General features: G+C 71.3%; 22 protein-coding genes and 1 pseudogene. 13 read left to right on the top strand and 10 right to left on the bottom strand.

Features of this window, described 5'->3' with window-relative positions:
- The first annotated feature begins 158 nt into the window (after nt 1-158).
- From ACFXI3_RS32880 to ACFXI3_RS32855, 6 genes and pseudogenes are all read left to right on the top strand, one after another.
- Nucleotides 159-845 (top strand): flavin reductase family protein, encoded by a 687-nt coding sequence (locus tag ACFXI3_RS32880; protein WP_344276809.1) that lies wholly within the window; start codon nt 159-161, stop codon nt 843-845.
- 374 nt (nt 846-1,219) lie between these two features.
- A complete protein-coding gene (locus tag ACFXI3_RS32875; protein ID WP_378404824.1) occupies nt 1,220-2,071 on the top strand; it encodes an ESX secretion-associated protein EspG in 852 nt (283 codons plus the stop codon).
- 47 nt (nt 2,072-2,118) lie between these two features.
- Entirely contained in the window at nt 2,119-2,553 is a 435-nt protein-coding gene (locus ACFXI3_RS32870) for a hypothetical protein (protein WP_344276803.1), read from the top strand.
- Nucleotides 2,554-2,564: 11 nt separating this feature from the next.
- Nucleotides 2,565-4,649 (top strand): PPE domain-containing protein, encoded by a 2,085-nt coding sequence (locus ACFXI3_RS32865; protein ID WP_378404822.1) that lies wholly within the window; start codon nt 2,565-2,567, stop codon nt 4,647-4,649.
- 7 nt (nt 4,650-4,656) lie between these two features.
- Nucleotides 4,657-4,956 (top strand): annotated as a pseudogene (locus ACFXI3_RS32860) (type VII secretion target); the annotation flags it as partial.
- A gap of 349 nt (nt 4,957-5,305) precedes the next feature.
- On the top strand, nt 5,306-5,893 hold the full coding sequence (locus ACFXI3_RS32855) for a YbaB/EbfC family nucleoid-associated protein (protein WP_344276797.1): 588 nt from the start codon (nt 5,306-5,308) through the stop codon (nt 5,891-5,893).
- Nucleotides 5,894-6,118: 225 nt separating this feature from the next.
- Here the strand turns inward: ACFXI3_RS32855 and ACFXI3_RS32850 are convergent, their stop codons facing one another.
- Together ACFXI3_RS32850 and ACFXI3_RS32845 are read right to left on the bottom strand one after the other, a co-directional pair.
- A complete protein-coding gene (locus ACFXI3_RS32850) occupies nt 6,119-6,361 on the bottom strand; it encodes a hypothetical protein (protein ID WP_378404820.1) in 243 nt (80 codons plus the stop codon).
- A 74-nt stretch (nt 6,362-6,435) separates the two neighbouring features.
- Nucleotides 6,436-6,777 carry an MmcQ/YjbR family DNA-binding protein gene (locus ACFXI3_RS32845; protein WP_378404819.1) on the bottom strand — a complete coding sequence of 114 codons (342 nt, stop codon included), beginning with the start codon at nt 6,775-6,777 and terminating at the stop codon, nt 6,436-6,438.
- An 89-nt stretch (nt 6,778-6,866) separates the two neighbouring features.
- On the opposite strand from ACFXI3_RS32845, the gene ligD reads away from it, so the two are divergent.
- Nucleotides 6,867-7,859 carry a non-homologous end-joining DNA ligase gene (gene ligD, locus ACFXI3_RS32840; protein WP_378404817.1) on the top strand — a complete coding sequence of 331 codons (993 nt, stop codon included), beginning with the start codon at nt 6,867-6,869 and terminating at the stop codon, nt 7,857-7,859.
- Between the two features lie 51 nt (nt 7,860-7,910).
- On the opposite strand, the gene ACFXI3_RS32835 is transcribed toward ligD, so the two are convergent.
- Nucleotides 7,911-8,486 carry a TetR/AcrR family transcriptional regulator gene (locus ACFXI3_RS32835; protein ID WP_378404815.1) on the bottom strand — a complete coding sequence of 192 codons (576 nt, stop codon included), beginning with the start codon at nt 8,484-8,486 and terminating at the stop codon, nt 7,911-7,913.
- A gap of 145 nt (nt 8,487-8,631) precedes the next feature.
- Between ACFXI3_RS32835 and ACFXI3_RS32830 the strand changes: the two genes are divergently transcribed.
- The 3 genes from ACFXI3_RS32830 (at nt 8,632) to ACFXI3_RS32820 (ending at nt 11,844) form a co-directional block, all read left to right on the top strand.
- Nucleotides 8,632-9,534, top strand: coding sequence for an alpha/beta hydrolase family protein (locus ACFXI3_RS32830; protein WP_378404813.1), 903 nt, complete (start codon nt 8,632-8,634; stop codon nt 9,532-9,534).
- Between the two features lie 14 nt (nt 9,535-9,548).
- On the top strand, nt 9,549-10,418 hold the full coding sequence (locus ACFXI3_RS32825) for an LLM class flavin-dependent oxidoreductase (protein ID WP_378404811.1): 870 nt from the start codon (nt 9,549-9,551) through the stop codon (nt 10,416-10,418).
- 127 nt (nt 10,419-10,545) lie between these two features.
- A complete protein-coding gene (locus ACFXI3_RS32820) occupies nt 10,546-11,844 on the top strand; it encodes an MFS transporter (RefSeq protein WP_378404809.1) in 1,299 nt (432 codons plus the stop codon).
- Here the strand turns inward: ACFXI3_RS32820 and ACFXI3_RS32815 are convergent.
- A complete protein-coding gene (locus tag ACFXI3_RS32815) occupies nt 11,831-13,021 on the bottom strand; it encodes an SGNH/GDSL hydrolase family protein (RefSeq protein ID WP_378404807.1) in 1,191 nt (396 codons plus the stop codon). The two genes, ACFXI3_RS32820 and ACFXI3_RS32815, sit on opposite strands and share 14 nt — an antisense overlap.
- 138 nt (nt 13,022-13,159) lie before the next feature.
- Here ACFXI3_RS32815 and ACFXI3_RS32810 point away from each other — a divergent pair, with 138 nt between their 5' ends.
- Nucleotides 13,160-14,710, top strand: coding sequence for a protease pro-enzyme activation domain-containing protein (locus ACFXI3_RS32810; protein WP_378404805.1), 1,551 nt, complete (start codon nt 13,160-13,162; stop codon nt 14,708-14,710).
- Nucleotides 14,711-14,718: 8 nt separating this feature from the next.
- On the opposite strand, the gene ACFXI3_RS32805 is transcribed toward ACFXI3_RS32810, so the two are convergent.
- Nucleotides 14,719-15,753, bottom strand: a complete 1,035-nt coding sequence (locus ACFXI3_RS32805) for an LLM class flavin-dependent oxidoreductase (RefSeq protein WP_378404803.1) — start codon at nt 15,751-15,753, stop codon at nt 14,719-14,721.
- Between the two features lie 116 nt (nt 15,754-15,869).
- On the opposite strand from ACFXI3_RS32805, the gene ACFXI3_RS32800 reads away from it, so the two are divergent.
- Nucleotides 15,870-16,370, top strand: coding sequence for a L,D-transpeptidase (locus tag ACFXI3_RS32800; RefSeq protein WP_378404802.1), 501 nt, complete (start codon nt 15,870-15,872; stop codon nt 16,368-16,370).
- Between the two features lie 8 nt (nt 16,371-16,378).
- Here ACFXI3_RS32800 and ACFXI3_RS32795 read toward each other — a convergent pair whose 3' ends face one another.
- From ACFXI3_RS32795 to ACFXI3_RS32785, 3 genes are all read right to left on the bottom strand, one after another.
- Complete coding sequence (locus ACFXI3_RS32795) at nt 16,379-16,792, bottom strand: VOC family protein (protein WP_378404801.1); 414 nt, start codon at nt 16,790-16,792, stop codon at nt 16,379-16,381.
- Between the two features lie 101 nt (nt 16,793-16,893).
- The gene (locus ACFXI3_RS32790; RefSeq protein WP_344276760.1) at nt 16,894-17,679 is read right to left on the bottom strand and encodes a SigB/SigF/SigG family RNA polymerase sigma factor; all 786 of its coding nucleotides are present in this window, start codon (nt 17,677-17,679) and stop codon (nt 16,894-16,896) included.
- Nucleotides 17,676-18,128 carry an ATP-binding protein gene (locus ACFXI3_RS32785; protein ID WP_344276757.1) on the bottom strand — a complete coding sequence of 151 codons (453 nt, stop codon included), beginning with the start codon at nt 18,126-18,128 and terminating at the stop codon, nt 17,676-17,678. The genes ACFXI3_RS32790 and ACFXI3_RS32785 overlap by 4 nt, the downstream gene beginning before the upstream one ends.
- A 219-nt stretch (nt 18,129-18,347) precedes the next feature.
- Here ACFXI3_RS32785 and ACFXI3_RS32780 point away from each other — a divergent pair, with 219 nt between their 5' ends.
- Entirely contained in the window at nt 18,348-18,893 is a 546-nt protein-coding gene (locus ACFXI3_RS32780) for a bifunctional nuclease family protein (RefSeq protein ID WP_344276754.1), read from the top strand.
- A 278-nt stretch (nt 18,894-19,171) separates the two neighbouring features.
- On the opposite strand, the gene ACFXI3_RS32775 is transcribed toward ACFXI3_RS32780, so the two are convergent.
- On the bottom strand, nt 19,172-19,588 hold the full coding sequence (locus ACFXI3_RS32775) for an STAS domain-containing protein (RefSeq protein ID WP_344276752.1): 417 nt from the start codon (nt 19,586-19,588) through the stop codon (nt 19,172-19,174).
- 959 nt (nt 19,589-20,547) lie between these two features.
- Nucleotides 20,548-21,375, bottom strand: a complete 828-nt coding sequence (locus ACFXI3_RS32770; protein WP_378404799.1) for an LLM class flavin-dependent oxidoreductase — start codon at nt 21,373-21,375, stop codon at nt 20,548-20,550.
- Nucleotides 21,376-21,462 lie beyond the last annotated feature (87 nt).

Raw genomic sequence — 21,462 nt, 5'->3', positions numbered from 1 at the left:
CGGGCCCTTGCCGCAGCCGGCGTCGCCTAGCCGTCCGTGAAGGGCTCCTTGAGGGAATCAGATTCCCTCAAGGAGCCCTTCACGGCTTTTCCGGGACCGGAAAGCGACGGCTGATTTCCGCCAGCGGCGGGCGGGCGGCGGTGGCCAGACTGAGCGGTGTGAACACGACTTTTCCTACGCACACGGCGATCGAGCCCGGAATCCTGTACTTCGGCACCCCGGTCGTGCTGATCTCGACGTCCAATGAGGACGGTTCGGCCAACCTGGCCCCGATGTCGTCGGCGTTCTGGCTCGGCTGGCGCGCGATGCTCGGCCTCGGCGCGCGCTCGAAGACCACGCTCAACCTCCTGCGCACGCGCGAATGCGTGCTGAACCTGCCGTCCTCGGCGATGGCCGCCGCGGTGGACCGGCTCGCGCTGACCACCGGGTCCGATCCGGTTCCGCCGCTCAAGGAGAAGCGCGGCTACTTCCACGTCGCGGACAAGTTCGGCCGCGCGGGGCTCACGCCGGTGCCGTCCGAGACGGTGGCGCCGCCCCGGGTCGCCGAATGCCCGGTCGCGATGGAGGTCGTGCTGGAGTCCGTGCACCCGTTCGCCGAGGACGACGAAGCCCAGCGCGGCGGCATCGTCGGGCTGGAGGTGCGCGTGCAGCGGGTGTTCGTGCACGACGACATCCGGCTGCCAGGCGCCGACGACCACGTCGACCCGGACGCGTGGCGGCCGCTGATCATGAGCTTCCAGAAGCTGTACGGGCTCGGTCCGCAGGTGCACGAGTCGACACTGGCGCGGATCCCGGAGCGGATGTACCGCTCGCCGGACATCGAACGGGCGCGCGGCGTCTCCTGACGCCGTCCAGTCCACTGTGGAGCAACGAACCGGCGAAACGACGGCAAAGGACGGAAGAACAACTCGGTAAAACCGGGCACGGCAAGGGGCCGCCGCGATCCGCGGCGGCCTTTGTCACGTTTCTCGCACCCGGGAATTTCCGCCGCTTCCCGGCCGCGCGTCAAGCGGCGCGCACGGCGAAACCGCAGGTCGTGTCTGTTCGGACACGGCCCTCGGTACATTGGGGCAGCAGTCCCCGTGGTGATCACCGGCCTCTGCCGGACTGATAGTCTTTCCCCATTGCGAATCCCAGGCACGGCAACGCAATTCGGTGTCACTCACAAGGGTGCCGAAGCGGCCGTGCCCGACCCGGCTGTGGGAAGGATGCCCTCGGGATGGCGGACAGGTTCGAGTTCGTGCTCGACGTCGTCGAAGCGTTGGTGGTCGGGGAGGCGACCGGCGGGAACATCCGCCAGTTCCCGCTCCGGATCGGCACCGTGCCGGCGGAACCCGAGCGGTACGTGCGGGTCGCGAAGATCGTCAACGACGCGATCGAGGAGCGCAGGCTTTCCAGCGGCGACGAGCTGAGCCCGTACGTGCGCACCGCCTTCGAGCTGCTCGCGAAGCCGCGGGTCTCGGTCTCGGTCAGCGGGATCGACGGCCTCGGCGCGGACATCGCGGTGGTCGCGCTCACCGACGGCAGGCAGGCGCTGGGGATCACGCAGGACCCGAAGACCGACAAGCTGCTGTTCTCGCTCTTCGACGACGAGGAGCTCGTCGAGGTGATCGCCGGCGTGCTGCCGCAGGCGCGCCCGGCCAGCACCGGTGCGCACACGATCCGCCAGGCGGCCTCGCGGGAGGTGTCCGCGATGACCGCGCGCCGGCGGGCCGAGGCGGCCGAGGACGAGGAAGAGACCGACGCGTTCGGGATGATCGAGGTCAGCGGGCGCGTGCAGCCGCGCCGCCCGGACCCGCGGGTCTCCCGCCCCGCCCCCGGCGGGGTCGAGGTGCTCGAACGCGTGCTGGCGCAGCCGCGGCTCGGCGGCGGGCACATCGCGGTGAGCGGCTGGGGCCGCCGCGGCGAGCGGCGCGGCGGCGACCCGATCGGCTGGCTCGACACCGCCGACGGCCGCTACCTGATCACATCGACCGTCAGCGAGGCGGGCGACCTGACCGCGGAGTACGTGCCCGCCGGGCACCGCGAGCTCAAGCGCGCCGTGCAGCAGGCGGTTTCCGAGGTTTACTGACCATTCCACTGCAAGCGGCGACAGTTCACGAGGAGAACGAGGTCCCGATGACCGACGAGGCACCGATGGCGATGGAAGCGAGGACGGCCCCCGTGGCCCCGGTGGGCTTCTCGCTGCCCGCGCGCCAGCTGAAGACGCTGGCCGAGCGCGGATCGTTCGCGGTGGACGACAGCACCGGCGACAAGATGATCGCCGCGCTCCAGGGCGTGCTCGACGCACTGGAGGCGCACGTGCAGCTGATCGAGAAGATCGCCGGGGTCCCGGCGATGTCGAAGAGCCCGGCCGGGATGTTCGTCAGCAAGCACATGGCCGAGACCGCGCGCGACCAGCAGGGCCTGGTCACGCAGCTGCAGGCGGCGCACAAGGAGTTCCCGACCTACGTCGAGGCGATCAAGCTCGCGAAGAAGAACTACAAGGAGCGGGAGCACAGCTCCAAGGAGACCTTCGAGCGCATCCACCGCACCGCCGAACAGCAGGGCTGAAGGGGAGACCAGTGGCCGACAAGAAGCAACCGACCGCCGAGTCCGTCTCCGATCCGTCCTCGACGGACTACGACCCCGGCAACACGGCGCTCTACAACCCGACGCTCGACCCCTCGTCGAAGTACTACATCGGCCCGGTCCGCCCGGACGACGTGGCCTCGGGCGACCAGCTGCGCCAGGACGCCACTACGAAGATCGACGCGATCTTCAACGGCTGGCTCCTCCCGAACGTCCAGGGGAAGGCGCGCGACCAGCTGATCCGGGCGATGTACCAGCGGAACCTGGAGGAGTCGAAGAAACATCTCGGCAAAGACCTCGAGATGCGCGATCCGGGCGCCGCGCCGCACACCGACTGGAAGAACGCGACGCACGAGCAGATGATCGACGCCATCACCACGCAGGCCGACCCGGCCTCGGTGGCCGAGTCGTCGGAGGCCTGGGTGAGCCTCGGCAACGAGCTGGCGACGCACCAGAAGAACCTCGGCGACGCGATCAACGCGAGCACCTCGAACTGGAAGGGCGACGCCGGCGACGCGGCGCGCGTGCACCTCGCCAACGTCGGCAAGTGGCTCGGCACCACCGCGCAGGGCGCGACGCTCACCGGGCGCCAGCAGGAGGTCCACTCCCAGGCGCTCAACGAGACGCAGAAGGCGATGAACGCCAACCCGCCGGTGAAATTCTCGGCGCAGGACGCGAACAAGGTCCTGATGACGATCCGGGATCCGGCCGCGTACGTCGTGGCGTACTCCTCGGCCATGAAGACCTTCACCGACCAGCAGGCCGCCCGGGACCAGGCCGCGCAGATCATGACGCGGTACGACCAGACGATCGGCGGCGCGGTCGCCACGCCGCGGTTCGCCGAGCCGCCGAAGCTGCCCGCCGAGACGGACCGGTGGCGGCCCGCGACGCAGGGCACCCCGATGAAGCCCGGCGGCGGCGCGGGCGCTCCGGGCGGGGTGCGGGTCGGCCCGGACGGCCGCCCGCTCGGCCCCGACGGCAACCCGATCGGCCCGCCCGGCACCACGGTCGGGCCGAACGGCCAGCTCATCGGACCGGACGGGCGTCCGCTGGGTCCCGACGGCAAGCCGATCGGCCCGCCGGGGACGACGGTGGGCCCGAACGGGCAGCCGATCGGTCCCGACGGACGGCCGATCGGACCGGACGGCAAGCCATACGGCGGCGGACCGGGCGGCGGCGGGCCGGGCGGTGTCCCCGGAGGCCCGGGCGGGCAGAGCCCCGAGCGCAGGTTCGACCCGGCGTCGCTGCAGATCCCGCAGGGCGGCCCCGGCGGAGCCACCGGCGGCCCGGGCGGCGTCACCGGCGGGCCCGGCGGCTCGTTCCCGCCCATCCCGGACACCAACCCGGATTCGACGAAGGCGCAGGGCTTCAACCCGCCGAGCATCCCGCCCATTCCGGGTCCGGGCGGCGGCAACCCCGGCCCTGGCTTCAACCCCCCGAACATCCCGCCGATCCCGGGTCCGGGCGGCGGCAACCCCGGCCCCGGCTTCACCCCGCCGCCCATCCCGTCCTTCCCGACCGGCAAGGACGGCGACCCGTACAAGTCGAACCCGTACAAGCCGCAGCCGTTCAAGCCCTCGATCCCCGAGGGCCCCGGCGGGATCAAGCCCTACGAGCCGAAGCCGTTCAACCCCGGCAAGATCGGCCCGGACGGCAAACCGCTGTTCCCCGGCGGCGGCACCGGCCCGAGCGGCGAGAAGCTCGGCGGCATCGGCAAGGTCGGCGGCGTCAACGGCGAGAGCATCAGCAGCAGGCTCGGCGGCGGCGCGGGCGGTCTCGGCGGCGCCAAGGGCGGCCCGGGCTCCGGCGGCGCGTTCAGCGGCGCGGGCGGCTCCGGAGCGGCCGAGGAAGGCGTCGCCGGGCGCGGCGGCCCCGGCTCGGGCGGCGCCGGCGGCAAGGGCGCGACCGGCGCTCCCGGCATGGGAGCCATGGGCGGCGGCAAGGGCGGCAAGGGCCCGGAGGACAAGGAACACAAGGTCGCGAGCTTCGTCGAGTCGGACGACCCGTCGTTCTTCGCGCCCGACGAGGTCGTCGCCCCGCCGGTGATCGGCGACTGGAAGAACAAGGACTGGAAGTGAGGCGGCGATGAGCGGAGGCGCACAGGGGTTCCGCGTAGAACCCGACGACCTCGTGGCGCACGCGAGCCACCTGGACGGACTGGTGGACCGGCTGAACACCGCGGCGCAGGCGGCGAACTACGCGATGTCCGACGACGCGTACGGGCTGCTGTGCGCTTTCCTCCCGCCGATCATCAACCCGACCGGCGAGAAGGCGAAGGAAGCGATCAGCGGGGCGATCGAGGGCGTCCAGGCGACCTCGGACAACGTCCGGACCGCCGCGAAGTCCTACCAGGAGGGCGACGAGGGCCAGTCGAAGCCGTTCAAGAAGGTGGCGACCGAGGGGATGCTCAGCAAGACCGACAGCGGGGAGCTCAAGGAGCGGTTCCGCGTCGGCGGCGTGCAGGCTCCGACCGGGCAGAACGTGCCGTTCAACCGGGACGGCGTGCCCGCGGAGGCCCGGCACGACAGCGCGGAGCCCTTGCAGCCGAAGCAACGGGTCGATGCCGCGCAGCCGGTCGACCGGGGCGTTTCGCCGGACGAGACGTAGCGAGGCGGTGGCGCCCTCGCGGCGCCGCGGCGGGCGGGTACCGTCGACAGATGACGGTGCCCGTCGCGGCGAGGATGAGACCCGCCCGCAACGGCGCGGGTGACGGGATTCGAGGAGAACGAAAAGCATGACCAGCGCGGGTGGGCTGGGCGACCTGATCAGGGACCCCGACGACGCAATCCGGCGAATGGACGAATGGGCGGCCGGGTTCGCCCGCAAGGCGGAGCGCTACGCGGCGGCCCAGCAGGAAACCGAACAGCTGCGGCTGACCGCGACGAGCCCGGACGGGACCGTCAAGGTCACCGTCGGGGCCGACGGGGTCGTGTCGGACCTGGTGTTCAGCTCCCGCACGCGCACCATCCCGCCGGAGGAGCTCTCCAGGATGGTGCTCGAGACCATGCGGAAGGCGCAGTCGGGCATCACCGACCGGGTGGCCGAGGTCATGGGCCGCAGCCTGGGCGACGAGGACCCGGATACCCGCGCCGTCATGCTCGATTCGCTCCGCAACCGCTTCCCGGACCCCGACCCGGACCCGGACGAGCAGCAGGACAGCGCGCAGGAGCAGCAGGAGCCGCCCGCCAAGACGCCGCCTCCCGCGGGCGGTGCGCCGCGTCCGCCCGCGACGCCGCCCGCGCCGGGCGGGCCCGCTTCGCCGCCGCAGGGCCGCCGTCCGGGCGGGATCGATCCGGACGAGCAGGACAACAACCCCTGGTGACTTTTGGTGCGCCCCGGCCTTTCCGGCCGGGGCGCACCGTCGTTTGTGGACGGTCCGATGTGGACTCGGCGGTGCGGGCTGCGGTCGGCGATCAGCGCCGAGGACCCGCGTCCCAGGGGGCTGGCGGTGCGAGGCCGGTCCGATGTGGACTTCGGTGCTGGCGGCGCGACGAGAGGCCGCGCACCCTGAGGCCGGCTGGCGGCCGGGTCCGATGTGGACTCCGGGTCACAGCACCTGTTTGCGGTCGGCGAGGTAGCGCAGGTAGAGCAGCGCCAGCAGTGCCCCTGCGGCCAAAACCTCGCCCCACTCCGCAGGGTTGGCGTAGGACGGGCCGCACGAAGCGGGCTGGTCCTGGCCCGGGAGGCACTCGAGGCCGGGTTCGGCGGCGGAAGGCGGCAGCCAGATCAGAAACACCCCCACGGCCAGCACCCCGAACGCCACCAGCACCTGCACCGACCGCCGCGACACCGCAGACCCCCTTCTCGCAGAACACGAAGAAGATCGCCGGAACCCGCCGGGTCGTTACCCGATATGCCGGATTGTCAGAGCTGCGGCAGCGGAACCTCGGCCGCCAGGTCCTCCGGGGCGGAAAGCCGCCACGCCTCGTACACGAGTTCGGCCAGCTCGTCGGCCTCGATGCCGCTCAGCTGCACCACCACCCAGCCGAACCCGCCGGAGGTGAACTGCTCCTCGAAGACGTCCGGACGCTCCGCGACGAGCGCCTGCTGTTCCGCGATGGTCTGCTTCAGCCCGACGGTGTCGGTGCGCGGCCAGTGGTAGCCGAAGCGCTTGCCGCGCACGCTGAACGCCGTGTAGTCGCGGCCGCTGCCACGCTCGACCTCGCGCAGCTTGCGGATGATCCGTTCGAAATCCTTGCTCGGCACCGGTCCTGGCCCCCTCCATCGTGGACCTCGCCATCTTACGGCGGCGGATCCGGCGGGTTCGGCTTACGGTGGTGCGCGGAGGTGCCCGAATGTCCGAACCGTCCCGCGGCATGCCGCCCGCGATCGAGCCGATGCTGGCGTCGCCCGACGGCGGCACGCTGCGCGACGATCCGGCGTACGCCTACGAGTTCAAATGGGACGGTTACCGCGCGACCATGCGCGTCGCGCCGGACGGGGCCACGTTGCTGACCAGCCGCAACGACAACGACTTCACCACCAGGTTCCCGCAGCTGTCCGGCGCGCTCGGGGACGCTCTCGGCGGCCGCCCGGCCGTGCTGGACGGCGAGATCGTCGCCCTCGACGAACACGGGCGTCCCGATTTCGGGCTCCTGCAGAACCGCACCTGGCAGGCGGTCGCGTACTTCGCCTTCGACATCCTGAGCCTGGACGGCGAGAGCCTGCTCGACGCTCCGTATGAGGAGCGCCGCGAGATCCTCGCCGAAATCGAGCCGCCGGACCGGCGCCTGGTCGCGATCACGCCCTGGTACCGGCACCGTGACCTCGCCGAAGACGGCATGACCCCGGCCGGGCTGCTGGACGTCGCGCGGAAAATGATGCTCGAAGGCCTGATGGTGAAGGCCCGCACGTCGCGGTATCACCCGGGACGGCGCAGCCCGGAATGGCTCAAACACCCGCTGGTGCAGACGACCGAGGTGGTGCTGGGCGGCTGGCGTCCGGGCCAGGGCCGCCGGGAAGGCACGATCGGCGCGCTGCTGCTCGGCGCGCACGACCCGGATTCGGGGGAGCTGCGGTACCTGGGCGACGTCGGCACCGGCTTCACCGACGCGATGCTCAAAGACCTTCAGGCGCAGCTGATTCCGTTGGAGCGCAAGACAAGCCCGTTCGCCGACCAGGTGCCGCGAGACCGGGCGCGCGGCGCGCATTGGCTGAACCCGGAGATGGTCGGCGAGGTGGTGTACCGCCGCCTCACGCCGGGGGACGGCCGGCTGCGGCACACGGCTTGGCGGGGGTTGCGTCCGGAGCGGAGGCCGGACGAGGTCGAGGTTCCGGCTGCGCGATGAAGCGGGCGCGGCCAGGTCTGTCCGGACTCGGCCGCGCGGTCTAGGAGCCCGTCACCTGTCCTGCCGCAGCCCGGTAATCAGCAGCCCGGCGAGGCGCCGCGCGTCGTAACTGTCGTCGGCCTCCGCGCCGATGCACAGGTTCCCGACACCGCGCATCAGGTGCACAGCCTCCAGATCGTTGCGGATTTCTCCGGCCTTCGCGGCGGCGTCGAGCAGTTCAGTGCACACCGGCACAAGCCGGTCGAGGAAATACGCGTGCAGCGCCTCGAACCCGCTGTGGTCGGATTGCATGATCCCGGCCAGCCCGTGCTTCGTGACGAGGAAGTCGACGAACAGGTCGATCCACTGCGCGAGCGCGGCGTGCGGGGACTCGGTGTCCGCCAGCAGTTTCGGCCCCGCGTCCGCGCACGCTTCGACCTGGTGCCGGTACACCGCGATGATCAGGTCCGCGCGGGTGGGGAAGTGCCGGTAGATCGTGCCGACGCCGACGCCCGCCCTGGTCGCGATGTCGCGCACCGGCGCGTCGACGCCGGATTCGACGAACACCGCCGACGCCGCGTCGAGCAGGGTTTTCTCGTTGCGCCGGGCGTCCGCCCGTTTCGCCCGGGCTCCCGCGTTCTCACCCACGTGCCACTCCCTCCGCGTGCCGCCGCTAGACAAGCGGAACAGTGTTCCGTATAGTTACCGGAGCAACGTTCCGTTTGCTCATGATGCCAGATCGGGTCGCCGGCCACCACATCCTCGCGCCCGACGGCGAAAGAAGGTACTTCCCATGTCTGCAGTACAGCCCGCGACTCCGGTCGTTTCGGTCAAACCGGTGCGGCTCGACGCGCCGGGCCGCGGCGAGGATCTGCCGGTGCGCGTGTCCGCCCCGGCGTCCGGCCGGGATCTTCCGGTGATCGTGTTCTCGCACGGATTCAGCCAGTCCCTCGACAGTTACGGTCCGCTCGCCGACTACTGGGCCGCGCACGGATTCGTTGTCGTGCAACCGACTCACCTCGATTCGCGGACCCGGGCGCTGCCCGCGGAAGACCCGCGCACGCCGGACATCTGGCGGCTGCGGGTCGAGGACCTCCGGCACGTCATCGACCAGCTCGACACCGTCGAGGCGGCCTTGCCTGGGCTCAGCGGGCGAGTCGACCACAGCCGGATCGCCGTCGCTGGGCATTCGTGGGGCGCGCAGTCGGCGAGCATGCTGCTGGGCGCGCGCGTTGTCGAGGCGGACGGCAGTGTCGGCGAGGATCTGTCCGATTCGCGCGTGACCGCCGGCGTGCTGTTCGCGCTCACCGGCACCGGCGGCGCGGACCTGTCGCCGTTCGCGGCCGAGCATTTCCCGTTCATGAGCCCGAATTTCGACAACCTGAAGGCACCCGCGCTGATCATCGCGGGGGACCAGGACGATTCGATGCTGTCCGTGCGCGGCCCGGACTGGTTCACCGACGCGTACCGGCTCAGCCCGGGGGAGAAGAGCCTGCTGACGCTCTTCGGCGCGGAGCATTCGCTCGGCGGCATCTCGGGCTACGAGGCCAAGGAAACCACCGACGAAAGCCCCGAACGCGTCGCACTGCAGCAGCGCCTGACCACGGCGTACCTCCGCAGCGCGCTCATCCCGGGCGACGACAGCTGGGCCGGGATCGAAGACAGCCCGCTCGGCCGCGTCGAATCGCACGAGTGAAAGGACTTCCCGAGATGACCACGAAACCGCGGTTCGGCATCATGACCGCGCCGATGCAGACCACGTACGCCTCGCTGCAGCAGGTTTGGCGCGAAGCGGACGCGATCCCGTCCATCGAGCACGCCTGGCTGTTCGACCATCTCCTCCCCATCGCGGGAGAACCGGACGGGCCGATTTTCGAGGGCTGGACGCTGCTTTCGGCACTGGCCGCGCAGACCGAACGGCTCCGCCTCGGGCTTTTGGTGACCAGCAACCGGTTCCGCCCGCCGGCGATGCTGGCGAAGATCGCCGCGACCGTCGACGTCGTGTCCGGCGGACGGCTCGATTTCGGCGTCGGCGTCGGCTCGCGGCCGAGTCACCCGCTGGCGCGCCGGGAGTACGAAGCGCACGGCCTGCCGTATCTGGAAACCGCCGACGCGGTGGGCCGGTTCGCCGAGGCGTGCACGGTGATCCGGAAGCTGTGGACGGAGGACCAGCCGTTCGATTTCGCCGGTGAACACGTTCAGCTGACCGGCGCGTTCGGCAACCCGAAGCCGGTGCAGCGCCCGCATCCGCCGTTCGTCATCGGCGGCCGGGCCCGCGCGACGCTGCGGGTGGTCGCCGAGCACGCCGACGTCTGGAACATCCCCGGCGGGGACATCGCGGACGCTGTCGAACGCAACGCGATGCTGGACGAGTACTGCGCGGAAATCGGCCGCGACCCGGCGGAGATCACGCGCTCGATCCACCTGCCGGTGTCGTACGACCAGCCCGCGCTCACCCGGGCGGCGATCGGGGAGGCGCTGGAAGCCGGGTTCGGCCATGTGGTGCTCGGACTGTCGGCGCCGTTTCCGGCTGGGGTCGCGGAGTGGGTGGCGGAGGAGTTGATCGCGAAGGCGGGCTAGGCGGTCTCGGCGGGCGGCCGGCTGTCCTTGCCGCTGCCGGACGGGCGAAGCCCCCGCCTTCCGGTGGTCGACCGGAGGGGAGCCGCCGTGCCAAGATGACGCGCCTGAACGAGAAGGGGGCTCGGCAGTGGTGCTTGAGCAGGACGTGAACACGGCGGGACGGGTCCGGCGGGTGGCGCTCGCCAGCGCGATCGGGACGACGATCGAGTGGTACGACTACTTCGCCTACAGCACGGCGACCGCCTTGGTTTTCAACAAGCTCTTCTTCCCGTCGCTGTCCCCGTCGTCCGGCACGCTCGCCGCGTTCGCGACGCTCGGCGTCGGGTTCGTCGCGCGGCCGCTGGGCGGGATCGTCTGGGGCCACTTCGGCGATCGGGTGGGGCGCAAGGCGATGCTGGTCGCGTCGCTGGTGCTGATGGGGCTCGCGACCGCGGGTGTCGGGGCGTTGCCGACGTACCACCAGGCGGGCGTGATCGCGCCGATCCTGCTCGTCGTTCTCCGTGTGCTGCAAGGGATTTCGGCGGGCGGCGAGTGGGGCGGCGCGGCGCTGATGGCGGTCGAGCACGCTCCGGAAGGCAAACGCGGGCGGTACGGATCTTTCTCGCAGATCGGCGTCCCGGCCGGGCTGATCCTGGCGCAGCTGGTGTTCTTCCTGGTCAACAACTCGCTGTCGCCGGATCAGTTCCGGTCCTGGGGCTGGCGGATCCCGTTCCTGGTCAGCCTCGTGCTGGTGGCGGTCGGGCTGGTGATCCGGCTGCGCGTGGAGGAAAGCCCGGTGTTCGCGAAGCTGCGCAGCACCGGCGAGCGCAGCAAGCTGCCGATCGTGGAGGTGCTGCGTGCGCGGCCGAAGCAGGTGCTCGCCGCGGCGGTCAGCTTCATCGCCAACACCGCGCTCGGCTACATCTTTTTCGCCTACCTGCTGTCGTACGGTACTTCGGTGCTGAAGCTGTCCAGCACGACGATGCTCGTCGTGGTGATCGTCGGCAGCGTGGTGTGGCTGGCGAGCATCGTCGCGGCGGCGATCTGGTCGGACTCGGTCGGGCGGAAACCGGTCTATCTGGCGGGTTCCGTGCTGCTGGTGGTCTGGTCGATCCCGTTCTTCCTGCTCGTGGACACCGCGAAACCGTGGCTGCTGATCGTCGCGGTGGTGGTGCTGAACATCGGGCTCGGCGCGACCTACGGGCCGCAGTCGGCGTTGTTCTCGGAGCTGTTCGAATCCCGGTTCCGCTACAGCGGATCGTCGTTCGCCTATGCCGTCGGTGCGGTGCTGGGCGGCGGGTTCGCCCCGCTGATCGCGGCCTCGCTGCAGAGCTCGACCGGGACGTCGTTGTCCGTTTCGCTGTACATGGTGGGCGTCGGCGTGCTCAGTCTCCTCGCCGTGCTGGCGTTCCCGCGCAAGCCGCTCGTGGCGGTCACAGGAGAGTGAGCGGCACCGCGTCCGCCATCCGCTGGTATCCGGCGTCGCTCGGGTGCAGGTGGTCGCCGGAGTCGTAGGCGGGGAGCATCGCGAGCGGATCGGCGGGATCGCGGACGGCCGCGTCGAAGTCGACGACGCCGTCGTAGATCCCGCTGGTCCGGATGAAGGTGTTCACGGCCTGCCGGGTTTTCTCCAGCGTCGCGTCGTAGACCTTCCAGCCCTTGAACGGCGTCAGCGTGCCGCCGATGACCCGGATGCCCTGCGCCTTGGCCTGCGCGACGATCTGCCGCAGCGCGGAGACGATCATCGCCGGATCGGTCTGGTGCGGGTTCTGCTGGATGTCGTTGATGCCCTCCAGCACGATCAGCGTGCGGACGTCGCCGCTGGTCAGCACGTCGTCGGCGAGCCGGGCGAGCGCGTTGCGGCCTGAGGTGCCGCCGTCGAGCAGCAGCCGGTTGCCGCTGATCCCCGCGTTGAGCACGCCGAGCTGTCCGTGCAGCCGGTCGCTCAGCTTGTCCGGCCAGCGCCGGTTCGCGCCCGGGGTGGAGTGCGAGCCGTCGGTGATCGAATCGCCGAGCGTCACGACGGTGCCGCGCGCCGGTCCGCGGACGTCGACCTCGCTGACGTAGTGCCACACCGCGGTTTGCTCGGTGAACGACGCGCCGGATTCCTCGCCCGCGAAATCGCCGGCGCGGGTGAAGTACGACGTTTGCTGGGCGAGCGGATGGTAAGTGACCGGGCCGGAGGGCGTGGGCACGTAGGTGGTCACCAGCAGGTTCGCGTCGGCCGGGACGCGCAGCCACGCCGGGTCGCTCAGCACCTCGGCTCCGGGCGGAACGACCACTGTGGACTGTCCGCCGAACGTCAGCGTGCGCATGGTGCCGCTGGCGGCGCGCGGCCCGTCGGCGGCGACGGCGAGCGTCACGTGGCCGAAGGCGAGCGGCGCGGTGCCGAAGGTGTTGGAAAGCCTTACCCTGGCCTGGTTTCCGCCCGCGCTGGTGTGCACGACGTTGCGGATCGAGTAGTTCGGATACCCCTGCGGCGTGTTCGCCACGGCGGCCGCGGGTGCCGCCGCCCACGTGCCCACCCAGCCGTGCGCGGCCAGGTCGCCCTCGGCACTGCTCGACGCGGTGACCGCGCTCAGCGTGAGCACGGCGGCCGTGGCAAGAGTCAGGATCCGTTTCATGGAGACACTGTGCGCGCGCCCGCACGGCCAGGCATCCGCGGTCCCGGCCATCGGGTCGACAAAAAACCGGACAGGTTCTGCCTCCGGACGGGGGATACGACGGTGGTGTGCGGGCCGCGACGGGGAGACCATGGAGTGATGACAGACTCACAGTGGGTATCGCTATCCGGAAGCCTGCGTCCCGCGCTGTCCGAGGCCGAGGTGCTCGGCCCGCTCGACGCGGACGCCACCGTCACCGCGACCGTCGTGCTGCGGCGGCGCGCCGATCTGGACGTCGCCGCGCTGAGCGAGCCGCTCGCTCCCGCGGACTTCGCCGAGCGCTACGGGGCCACCGCCGACGATCTCGACCTGGTGCGCACCGTCCTCACCGACGCCGGCCTCACCGTCACCGACGCGCACGCCGGCTCGCGCCGCGTCTCGGTCCGCGGCCCGGCGCGCGCGATGACTGCCGCGTTCAAGACCGAACTGAACCGGGTCCGCCACGGCGAGACCGGCGAATTCGCCGCACGCAGCGGGGAACTGGAACTGCCCGCCGCGCTCGGGGACGTCGTGGTCGCCGTGCTCGGCCTCGACGAGCGGCCACAGGCGCGGGCGCAGTTCCGACTGCACAAGCAAGCCGCCGCGAAGGGGTACACGCCGGATCAGGTCGGGCAGCTCTACGGGTTCCCGGCCGACGCCGACGGCACCGGCCAGACCGTCTCGGTGATCGAACTCGGCGGCGGCTACAAGCCGGAAGACCTGAAGAAGTACTTCTCGGGCTTGAAGATCACCGAGCCGAAGATCACCGCGGCCGGGGTCGACGGCGGCAAGAACGCGCCGACCGGCGACCCGAATTCGGCCGACGGGGAAGTGCTGCTGGACGTCGAGGTGATCGGTGCGCTCGCGCCGGGAGCCGCGCAGATCGTGTACTTCGCGCCGAACACCGACCAGGGTTTCCTGGACGCGGTGAGCACCGCGGTGCACGCGACGCCGACCCCGGTCGCGGTCAGCATCAGCTGGGGCCAGTCCGAGGACCAGTGGACGCCGCAGGCCCGCACCGCGATGGACCAGGCGTTCGCCGACGCCGCCGCGCTCGGGGTGACGGTGTGCTGCGCGTCCGGCGACAACGGCAGCGCGGACGGGCAGACCGACGGCGCGCAGCACGTCGATTTCCCGGCGTCGAGCCCGCACGCGCTCGCCTGCGGCGGCACCAAGCTCGACGGCACCCCACCGTCCACAGTGAACTCCGAAACCGTCTGGAACACCTCCGGCGGCGGCGCGACCGGCGGCGGGGTGAGCGACGCTTTCGGAGTGCCGGACTTCCAGAAGGCCGCGGGCGTGCCCCCGCGAGCGGGCGACGGCAAGCCCGGCCGCGGCGTCCCGGACGTCGCTGGCAACGCGGATCCTTCGACGGGGTACCAGGTTCTCGTCGACGGACAGCAGATCGTGGTCGGCGGCACGAGCGCGGTTGCGCCGTTGTGGTCGGCGCTGCTGGCCAGGCTGGCGCAGCTGTCCGGGCGCGGATTCGGGCTGGTGCACAGCAAGCTGTACGCCGGGGTCGGCGCGGGCAAGGCGCAGCCGGGGTTCCGCGACATCACCGAAGGCGGCAACGGCGCGTACTCGGCCGCCGCCGGATGGGACGCGTGCACCGGGCTCGGGGTGCCCGACGGTGCGGCGCTGCACCAGGTTCTCGGCGGCAAGAAGTCCTGAGTGGACAGTCAGGCGCCGAATTCCTTCTGAATTCTCGGAAGGACCTCGGCGCCGAGCAGTTCGATCGCCTTCATGACCTTGCGGTGCGGCACGCCGGACCAGTCCATCTGCATGGCGTAGCGGTCGGCCCCGGTGAGTTTCCCGACGGCGATCAGCCGGTCGGCGACCTCGTCGGGGCTGCCGACGAACAGCGCCGTGGCGTCCCGCGTGTACTCGTCGTACTCCGCGCGGGTCGGGATCTGCCAGCCGCGGGCCCGCGCGCCGTACTTCATCGTTTCCAGCCAGTACGGGTAGAAACTCTCCTTGGCGTCCTGCGAATTCTCCGCGACGAGACCGATCGCGCTCATCGTGACGTGCAGGTCGCCGGGGGAGTGCTCGCCCGCTTCGCCCGCCCGCCGGTAGAGGTCCACGAGCGGCGCGAACCGCTCCGGCTCGCCGCCGATCACCGCGTACACCACGGGCAGGCCGAGCAGCCCGGCGCGCACCGACGACTCCGGATGCCCGCCGGTGCCGACCGAAATCCGCAGCCGCCGTCCGTACGGGCGCGGGTAGACGTGCGCGTCGGTGAGCGGCGGGCGGAACCGGCCGGACCAGGTGATCGGGTCCTCTCGGTCGAGCCGCAGCAGCAGGGCCAGCTTCTCCTCGAACAGCTCGTCGTACTCGGCGAGGTCGGCTCCGAACAGCGGGAACGACTCGGTGAACGAACCCCGCCCGGCGAGCAGTTCCGCACGGCCGCGGCTGAGCTGGTCCAGCGTCGTGAACTGCTGGTACACCCGCACCGGGTCCTCGGTGGACAGCACGGTGACCGCGCTGGAGAGCGTGATGCGCTCGGTGACGCTCGCCGCGGCGGCCAGCACGGTCGCCGGGTTCGAGATCGCGAACTGTTCCAGATGGTGCTCGCCGAGGCCGTAGAACCCGAGGCCGAGCTCGTCGGCGAGCCGGATCCGCTCCAGCGTTTCGGCCAGCCGCCGCGCGACCGGGACCTGCGCGCCGGTCACCGGGTCGGCGGGCCGGTCGCCGAAACTGTAGATGCCGAGTTCCATCGCTTCACTTCCTCGTCGTCGCCCGCCGACGATACCGGTTGTTGACGTGTCATCGGTGCAACCTTCCGGCCCGCTCGCCCGTAGAGCACAGTGGAACGCACGGCGGGAGCGGACGGATGCGCGGGAAGATCGTCGCGATGGTGCTGGCCGGGACGGCCGCGGTCGCGGCCGGGTGCGCCGCGCAGGCGGAGCCGGAGGCGCAGGCGGCCGGGCAGCCGCTGGCGCCGTCGCCGGAGCTGCCCGTGCCGAGGGTCGCGCACACCCCGCCGCGCCCGCCGTGCTCAGTGGACACCGGCGCGTGCGCCAGCCTCTCGCTGCGGCGGGCGTGGCTGCTGGAGAAGGGCGCGGTGGTGCGTTCGGTCCCGATGCAACCGGGCGCCCCCGGCCAGCCGACTCCGACCGGGACGTTCAAGGTGGCGTGGAAGGACCGCGTGCACCGCAGCGACGAGTACGGCGACGACATGCCGAACTCGGTCTTCTTCGCCGCGGGCGGCATCGCCTTCCACGCCGGGCCGCTCGACCGGCCGTCGCACGGCTGCATCCACCTGACCGAGGAGGATTCGGCGCTGTTCTTCGACCGGCTGCCGGTGGGGGCCGAGGTCGAGGTGCACGGCTGACCGGCGGGTCAGCCCGGCTGGCCGATGTTCACCATCCAGGAGATGCCGAACCGGTCGGTGCAGGCGCCGAATTCGTCGCCCCACATCTGCTTCTCCAGCGGAACCGTCACCGTTCCGCCGTCGGACAGCTTTTCCCAGCAGCCGCGCAGCAGGTCGCCGTCGTCGCCGCTGAGGCTGATCGAGATGTTCGTGCCCGGGTTGTGCTCCATGCCCGGCGGGACGTCGGAGGCCATGAGCGTGAACCCGTTGCCGCCCTCCAGCATCGCGTGCATGACGTTGTCCGCGTTGCCGGCCTCCGCAGGGGCACCGGCCTCCCCGTAGGTGTTCAGCGCCAGGTCGCCGCCGAATACGCCGTGGTAGTACTCCATCGCCTGGCGCGCGTTGCCCGCGAAGCTGATGTAGGGGTTGAGTCTCGAGGCCATCGGGCCCTCCTCAGGTACTGGACGGACTCGAATCGTCGCAGCTGCGAAGAGGTGCGGCAACGGGATCAAGCCCGGTCGGGCGACCCCCGTCGCGGGCATGCTCAGGGGTCGCCGGTGAGTTTGTCGCGCAGTTGTTCGAGGGTTTGCGACAGCAGCCGGGACACGTGCATCTGGGAGATCCCGACCTGTTCGGCGATCTGCGTCTGGGTGAGGCCGCCGAAGAATCGCATCACCAGGATCGCGCGCTCCCGCTTGGGCAGTTCGCGCAGCAGCGGCTGCAACGCCTCGTGGTTCTCGATGTGCTCGATCTCCGGGTCGTCGCTGCCGAGCGTGTCGGCGAGCAGCAGCGGTTCGGCGTCGTCGTGCACCGGCTTGTCGACGGACAAGGTCTGGTACGCGTGGCCCGCGACGAGTCCTTCGTGGACCTCGGACAGCTCCAGGCCGAGGTGCTCGGCGAGCTCGGTGGGCGTCGGCGCGCGGCCGAGCGTCTGCGACAGGGTGGCCGAACCGCGGCTGAGCGCGAGGTGCAGTTCCTTGAGCCGCCGCGGCACGCGCACCGACCAGCCGGTGTCGCGGAAGTACCGGCGGATCTCGCCCATGATCGTCGGCACGGCGAAGGACAGGAAGTCCGGGCCACGGTCCGGGGTGAACCGGTCGATCGCGTTGATCAGTCCGATCCGGGCGACCTGGACCAGGTCCTCGCGGGGTTCGCCGCGCCCGGTGAACCGGGTGGCGATGTGCTCGGCGACCGGCAGGAATTCGGTGACGAGCTGTTCGCGCAGCCGCGGCCGCCGCCCGTCGTCGGCGGGCAGGGCGGCGAGCTCCTCGAACAGCGGCGCGGTGTGCGCGTATTCGTCGCGGTGGCGGGTGACCGGCTGCTGGTTCACCCGCTCCCCTCCCGGTGCAGATCGAGGTCGAGGGTGAGCGCGTACCCGTCTTCGGCGGGGTCCGGCACGCACCGCGCCGACACGTTCGCGGCCAGGGTGGTCAGCACGTGCCAGCCGAAACTTCGCTCGCTCGGCGGCTCGGGATGGCGCGTGCGGGTCTTGACGCCGAACCGGATCCCGTCGGGCGAGACGGTGAACTGGCAGGTCATCGCCGCGCCGGGGGCCGCCGTCGAGACGACCTGGGCGCACGCCTCGTCGACGGCCATCTTGGCGTCGGCGATCGCGTCGAGCCCGTAGTCGGCCCGCGCGGCGACAGCCTGCGCGAGCATGCGGACAAGCGGGATCTGGTACGTCTCCGCCGGAAGCCGCAGCTCGATCACCTCGTCGAGCAAACGGTCCACGGCTGGCATGCCGCCGCTGGCGCGGCCGCCGGGTCCCTCGTCGTTCATGGCCTTCGCATACCCAGGCGCGGCGCGATCGACACGTGCGGCGGGATTCCCGAATTGTGCGCAGGGGCACGTTTGCGGCCGCGTTCTCCCGGACCGCGGCGCCGGGCCGGGCGCTCCGGCGCGTGAATCTCCGGTGAGGCGGACGGCGATTTCGCGTGACAAACCGGCGGGCGTTGGGTAGTCAGCAGGGAGAACCTTTTCGGAAGCGGGGTGACCCCCATGGTGCAGGTGCGGGTGCAGGGGCTGGCCGTGGTGGCGCAGGAGTCGGCGCCGGTCGTGCTGCTGCGCGAGGAATCGGGCTCGCGCCGGTGGCTCGCCATCACCATCGGCGCGCCGGAAGCGCAGGAACTGGCCGCCGCGCAGGAACAGGTCGTGTCGGCGAGGCCGGGGACGGTCGAGCTGATCATCGAGGTGCTGGCGGCGCTGGGCCAGCGCGTGGAGCGGATCGAGATCACCCAGCTGCTGGACAGCATCTTCCACGCGGACCTCGTCCTGACCGGCGGCGTGCGGGTCTCGGCCCGCCCGAGCGACGCGATCGCGATCGGGCTGCGGACCCACGCCCCCCTGGAGGTCGCCGAAGCGGTGCTGGACGAGGCGGCGGTCGACGTGACTGTCGCGGCGGGGGACGAGGCGTCGCTCGGCTCGGCGCTCGAGGCCGCGGCGGATCTGGAGGAACCGGCGGAGGCCGCCGAGGACGAGATCCGGCGGTTCCGGGATTTGCTGGACGACGTGAGTCCGGAGGATTTCCGGGATCCGGACGCCTGATCGCGGTCCGTGGGGAGAAGGTGCGGCGAGGCTCCGTGGAACACGGTTTGTCGCCGGGATTGCCTTGTGTGGCCAGTGAAGTCATGGGTGATGCCGCTGTGGGGCGGTTGGGCAGGAGACTGCGGCTCTTGGCTGCCGGGGCAGGCCTCGGCAGCGGCAGGTTCGCCGCGGCGGGATGAATTCCGCTTCGGCCCCCGGGGTGCGGTTGTGCTCAAGCTCGCGCCGCCTGCGCGGTGTCTGATGTAGTTCTCGGCGTCCTGGGTGTCCTCAGTGGACGGTCAAGCTTTCTCGGCCGGTCGGGGCAGCGGGATCTCGGTGAGCCCCTCGGCGGCGCCGGAGCGTGCGCAGTCCAGGGGGAAGAGCGAGAGCAAACGCCGGACCGTGGGCGCGGTGCCCGGGTCGACGTAGAAATCGGTCTCCGCCCCCGCGGCGAGCAGCTTCAGCCGGATCAGGACGCGAAGCCCGGCGACGCCGAGGAAGGTCGTGCGGCGAAGGTCGACGATCACCAGGCTGACCGTGCTGCGCAGCCTGGACTCGACAACCTCGGCCAGCCGAGGCGCGGTAGCGAGGTCAACCTCCCCGGCGACCTCGACGACGGCCGTCCCCGGCGCGGGGTGGCGGACGCGCAGCCGGAGCATCCCCGTCGGATCCGGCGGGGGAAGAGCGGTCAGTCGGGCACTGTGCGCGGCGGTCATCACGGCACTCTCTCTGAGCCGCGCACAGGGCTGCGGCGGAATGCCGGACCGGCCGGCCCCGGGCATCCCGGCGCGCGGGACGAATCACGGTGGCTGGAGGCTCAACCACCCTCCACGGTAGCTCCCCTCCGCCGCACAGGGAAGCCGCCGAAGGGGGACGGACGGCAACCGGTCGCCCTGCGAGCACGGCCGCCGCAGGTCGGGACGGTAAGGGCCGGGCGGTTGTTGAACGATCGGACGACCGCGGGGGAGGCCGACGCTGCGCGCGCCGAAAACGGGGCCGGTGAAGGGCAATCCGGTTGGGTTGGTGCGTTGTGCTGGCGGGTGGGGGAGGTCTGGCGCAGTGGGGTGGGGGAGGTGCGGGTGAGGGGCGATCCGGTTGGGTCGGGGCGCACGCTCCGCGTGCAAGAGTTCAGCTGGCGGGCGGGCGAGGTCTGTGGCGGCGGGATGGGGGAGGCGGCTGGGAGAGGCACCAGTCGAGGGCGGTCCGGTCGGGTTGAGGCGTTTGGGTGCGGTGGGGGCGGTGGCTGGGAGAGGTGCGGGCGAAGGGCGGTCCGGTCGGGTCGGGACGTTCTGCTGGCTGGTGGGGGGAGGTCTGTTGCGGTGGGGTGCGGACGAGGCTGGGAGAAGCGCGGTGGAGGGCGGTCGGTCGGGGTCAGGGCGGTCTGCTGGCGGGCGGGCGACGTCTGTGGCGGCGGGATGAGGGAGGTGGCTGGGAACGGAACCGGGAAGAACATTCCGGCCGTCGCGAGGGGTCGGAGATCCCTTGCGTGGGATAGCGGCGGCAGCCGTGAGGACAGACGAAGAACAATCCGGCCGGGCGGGGCGTGCACCTCGCTGGCGGCGGAGATCCGTTGCGCGGGAAGGCCGTGGCCGTCGGGAGAGGCGCTCGTGCTGGCCTCCTCCAGCTTCGACAGCGAGAACGGCGCGGCTTCCGAAATCCCCCGATCGAACCCCGTCTAGCCCCCGATCCGAGGCGGCCCGGCGTCCACGACGGTCAGCGAGAGCTCCAGCCGGTCGAAGTGGATCAGCGATTCCATCCACCACGTCATCCCCGCCTCGGCGAGCGCCGCGAGATCCACTTCGCTCGGGTCTTCCCATGCCGGGCTGGCGTTGCCGGAGACCGCGACGTCGTAAGGGCGGTCCGTTGGCCGGACTTGGGCGACCAGGCTGGCCAACGCCGAGGGCGAGGGCGGCTGAGGGCCCGGGTCCGGGAAGATCCCGTCGCTCGCGGCGGCACGTTCCAAGACTCGCGGGTGCCGCGTCGTGCTGCCTGTCCACACCGGAATGCGATAGGGCTCCGGATCGGCGGCGTCCAGGCTCACCTGGTAGTGCGGGCCCCGGTGCTCAACGGCCTTCCCTGCCCACATTGCGCGGACGATCTCCAGCGCCTCGTCGGTCCGGGACGACAAAGCGCCGGGCGAGGACGGATCGCCGAAGCGGCTGAAGTCGCCCGTTTCGTCGGAGCCGATGCCGGTTCCCAGGATCAATCGCCCGCGCGAGAGGCGTGCGACGGTGGCGGCTTGGCGGGCCAGCACCCACGGACGGCGGCGGCTCGGCGGCGTGACCATCGGGCCCAGCAGCACCCGGCTCGTCGCCTGCGCCATCGCGGCCAGGGTGGTCCAGGTGTCCGCGATCGGCGGCATCGCGGGCACCACGTGGTCCCACAGGAACACGCCGTCCCAGCCGGCGGCTTCGGCCCGGACTGCCAGGTCGACCAACGCCTCCGGGTCGCCGAGCGGGCCGAACGGCGGCAGGTAGAGGCCGTAGCGAACGTGGTCTGACATGGAGATCCCCCTCCGGATCGGTCGAACCCGACCGTACCGGGACGCACCGACAAAAAAGGGCCCGAGATCTTCTTCCGGCCTCCGCCG

The organism is Amycolatopsis sp. NPDC059235, from assembly GCF_042754125.1.
Taxonomy (GTDB): domain Bacteria; phylum Actinomycetota; class Actinomycetes; order Mycobacteriales; family Pseudonocardiaceae; genus Amycolatopsis; species Amycolatopsis albidoflava.
The sequence above is the reverse complement of the archived record's forward strand: the minus strand, read 5'-3'. Positions and strand labels throughout refer to the sequence as shown.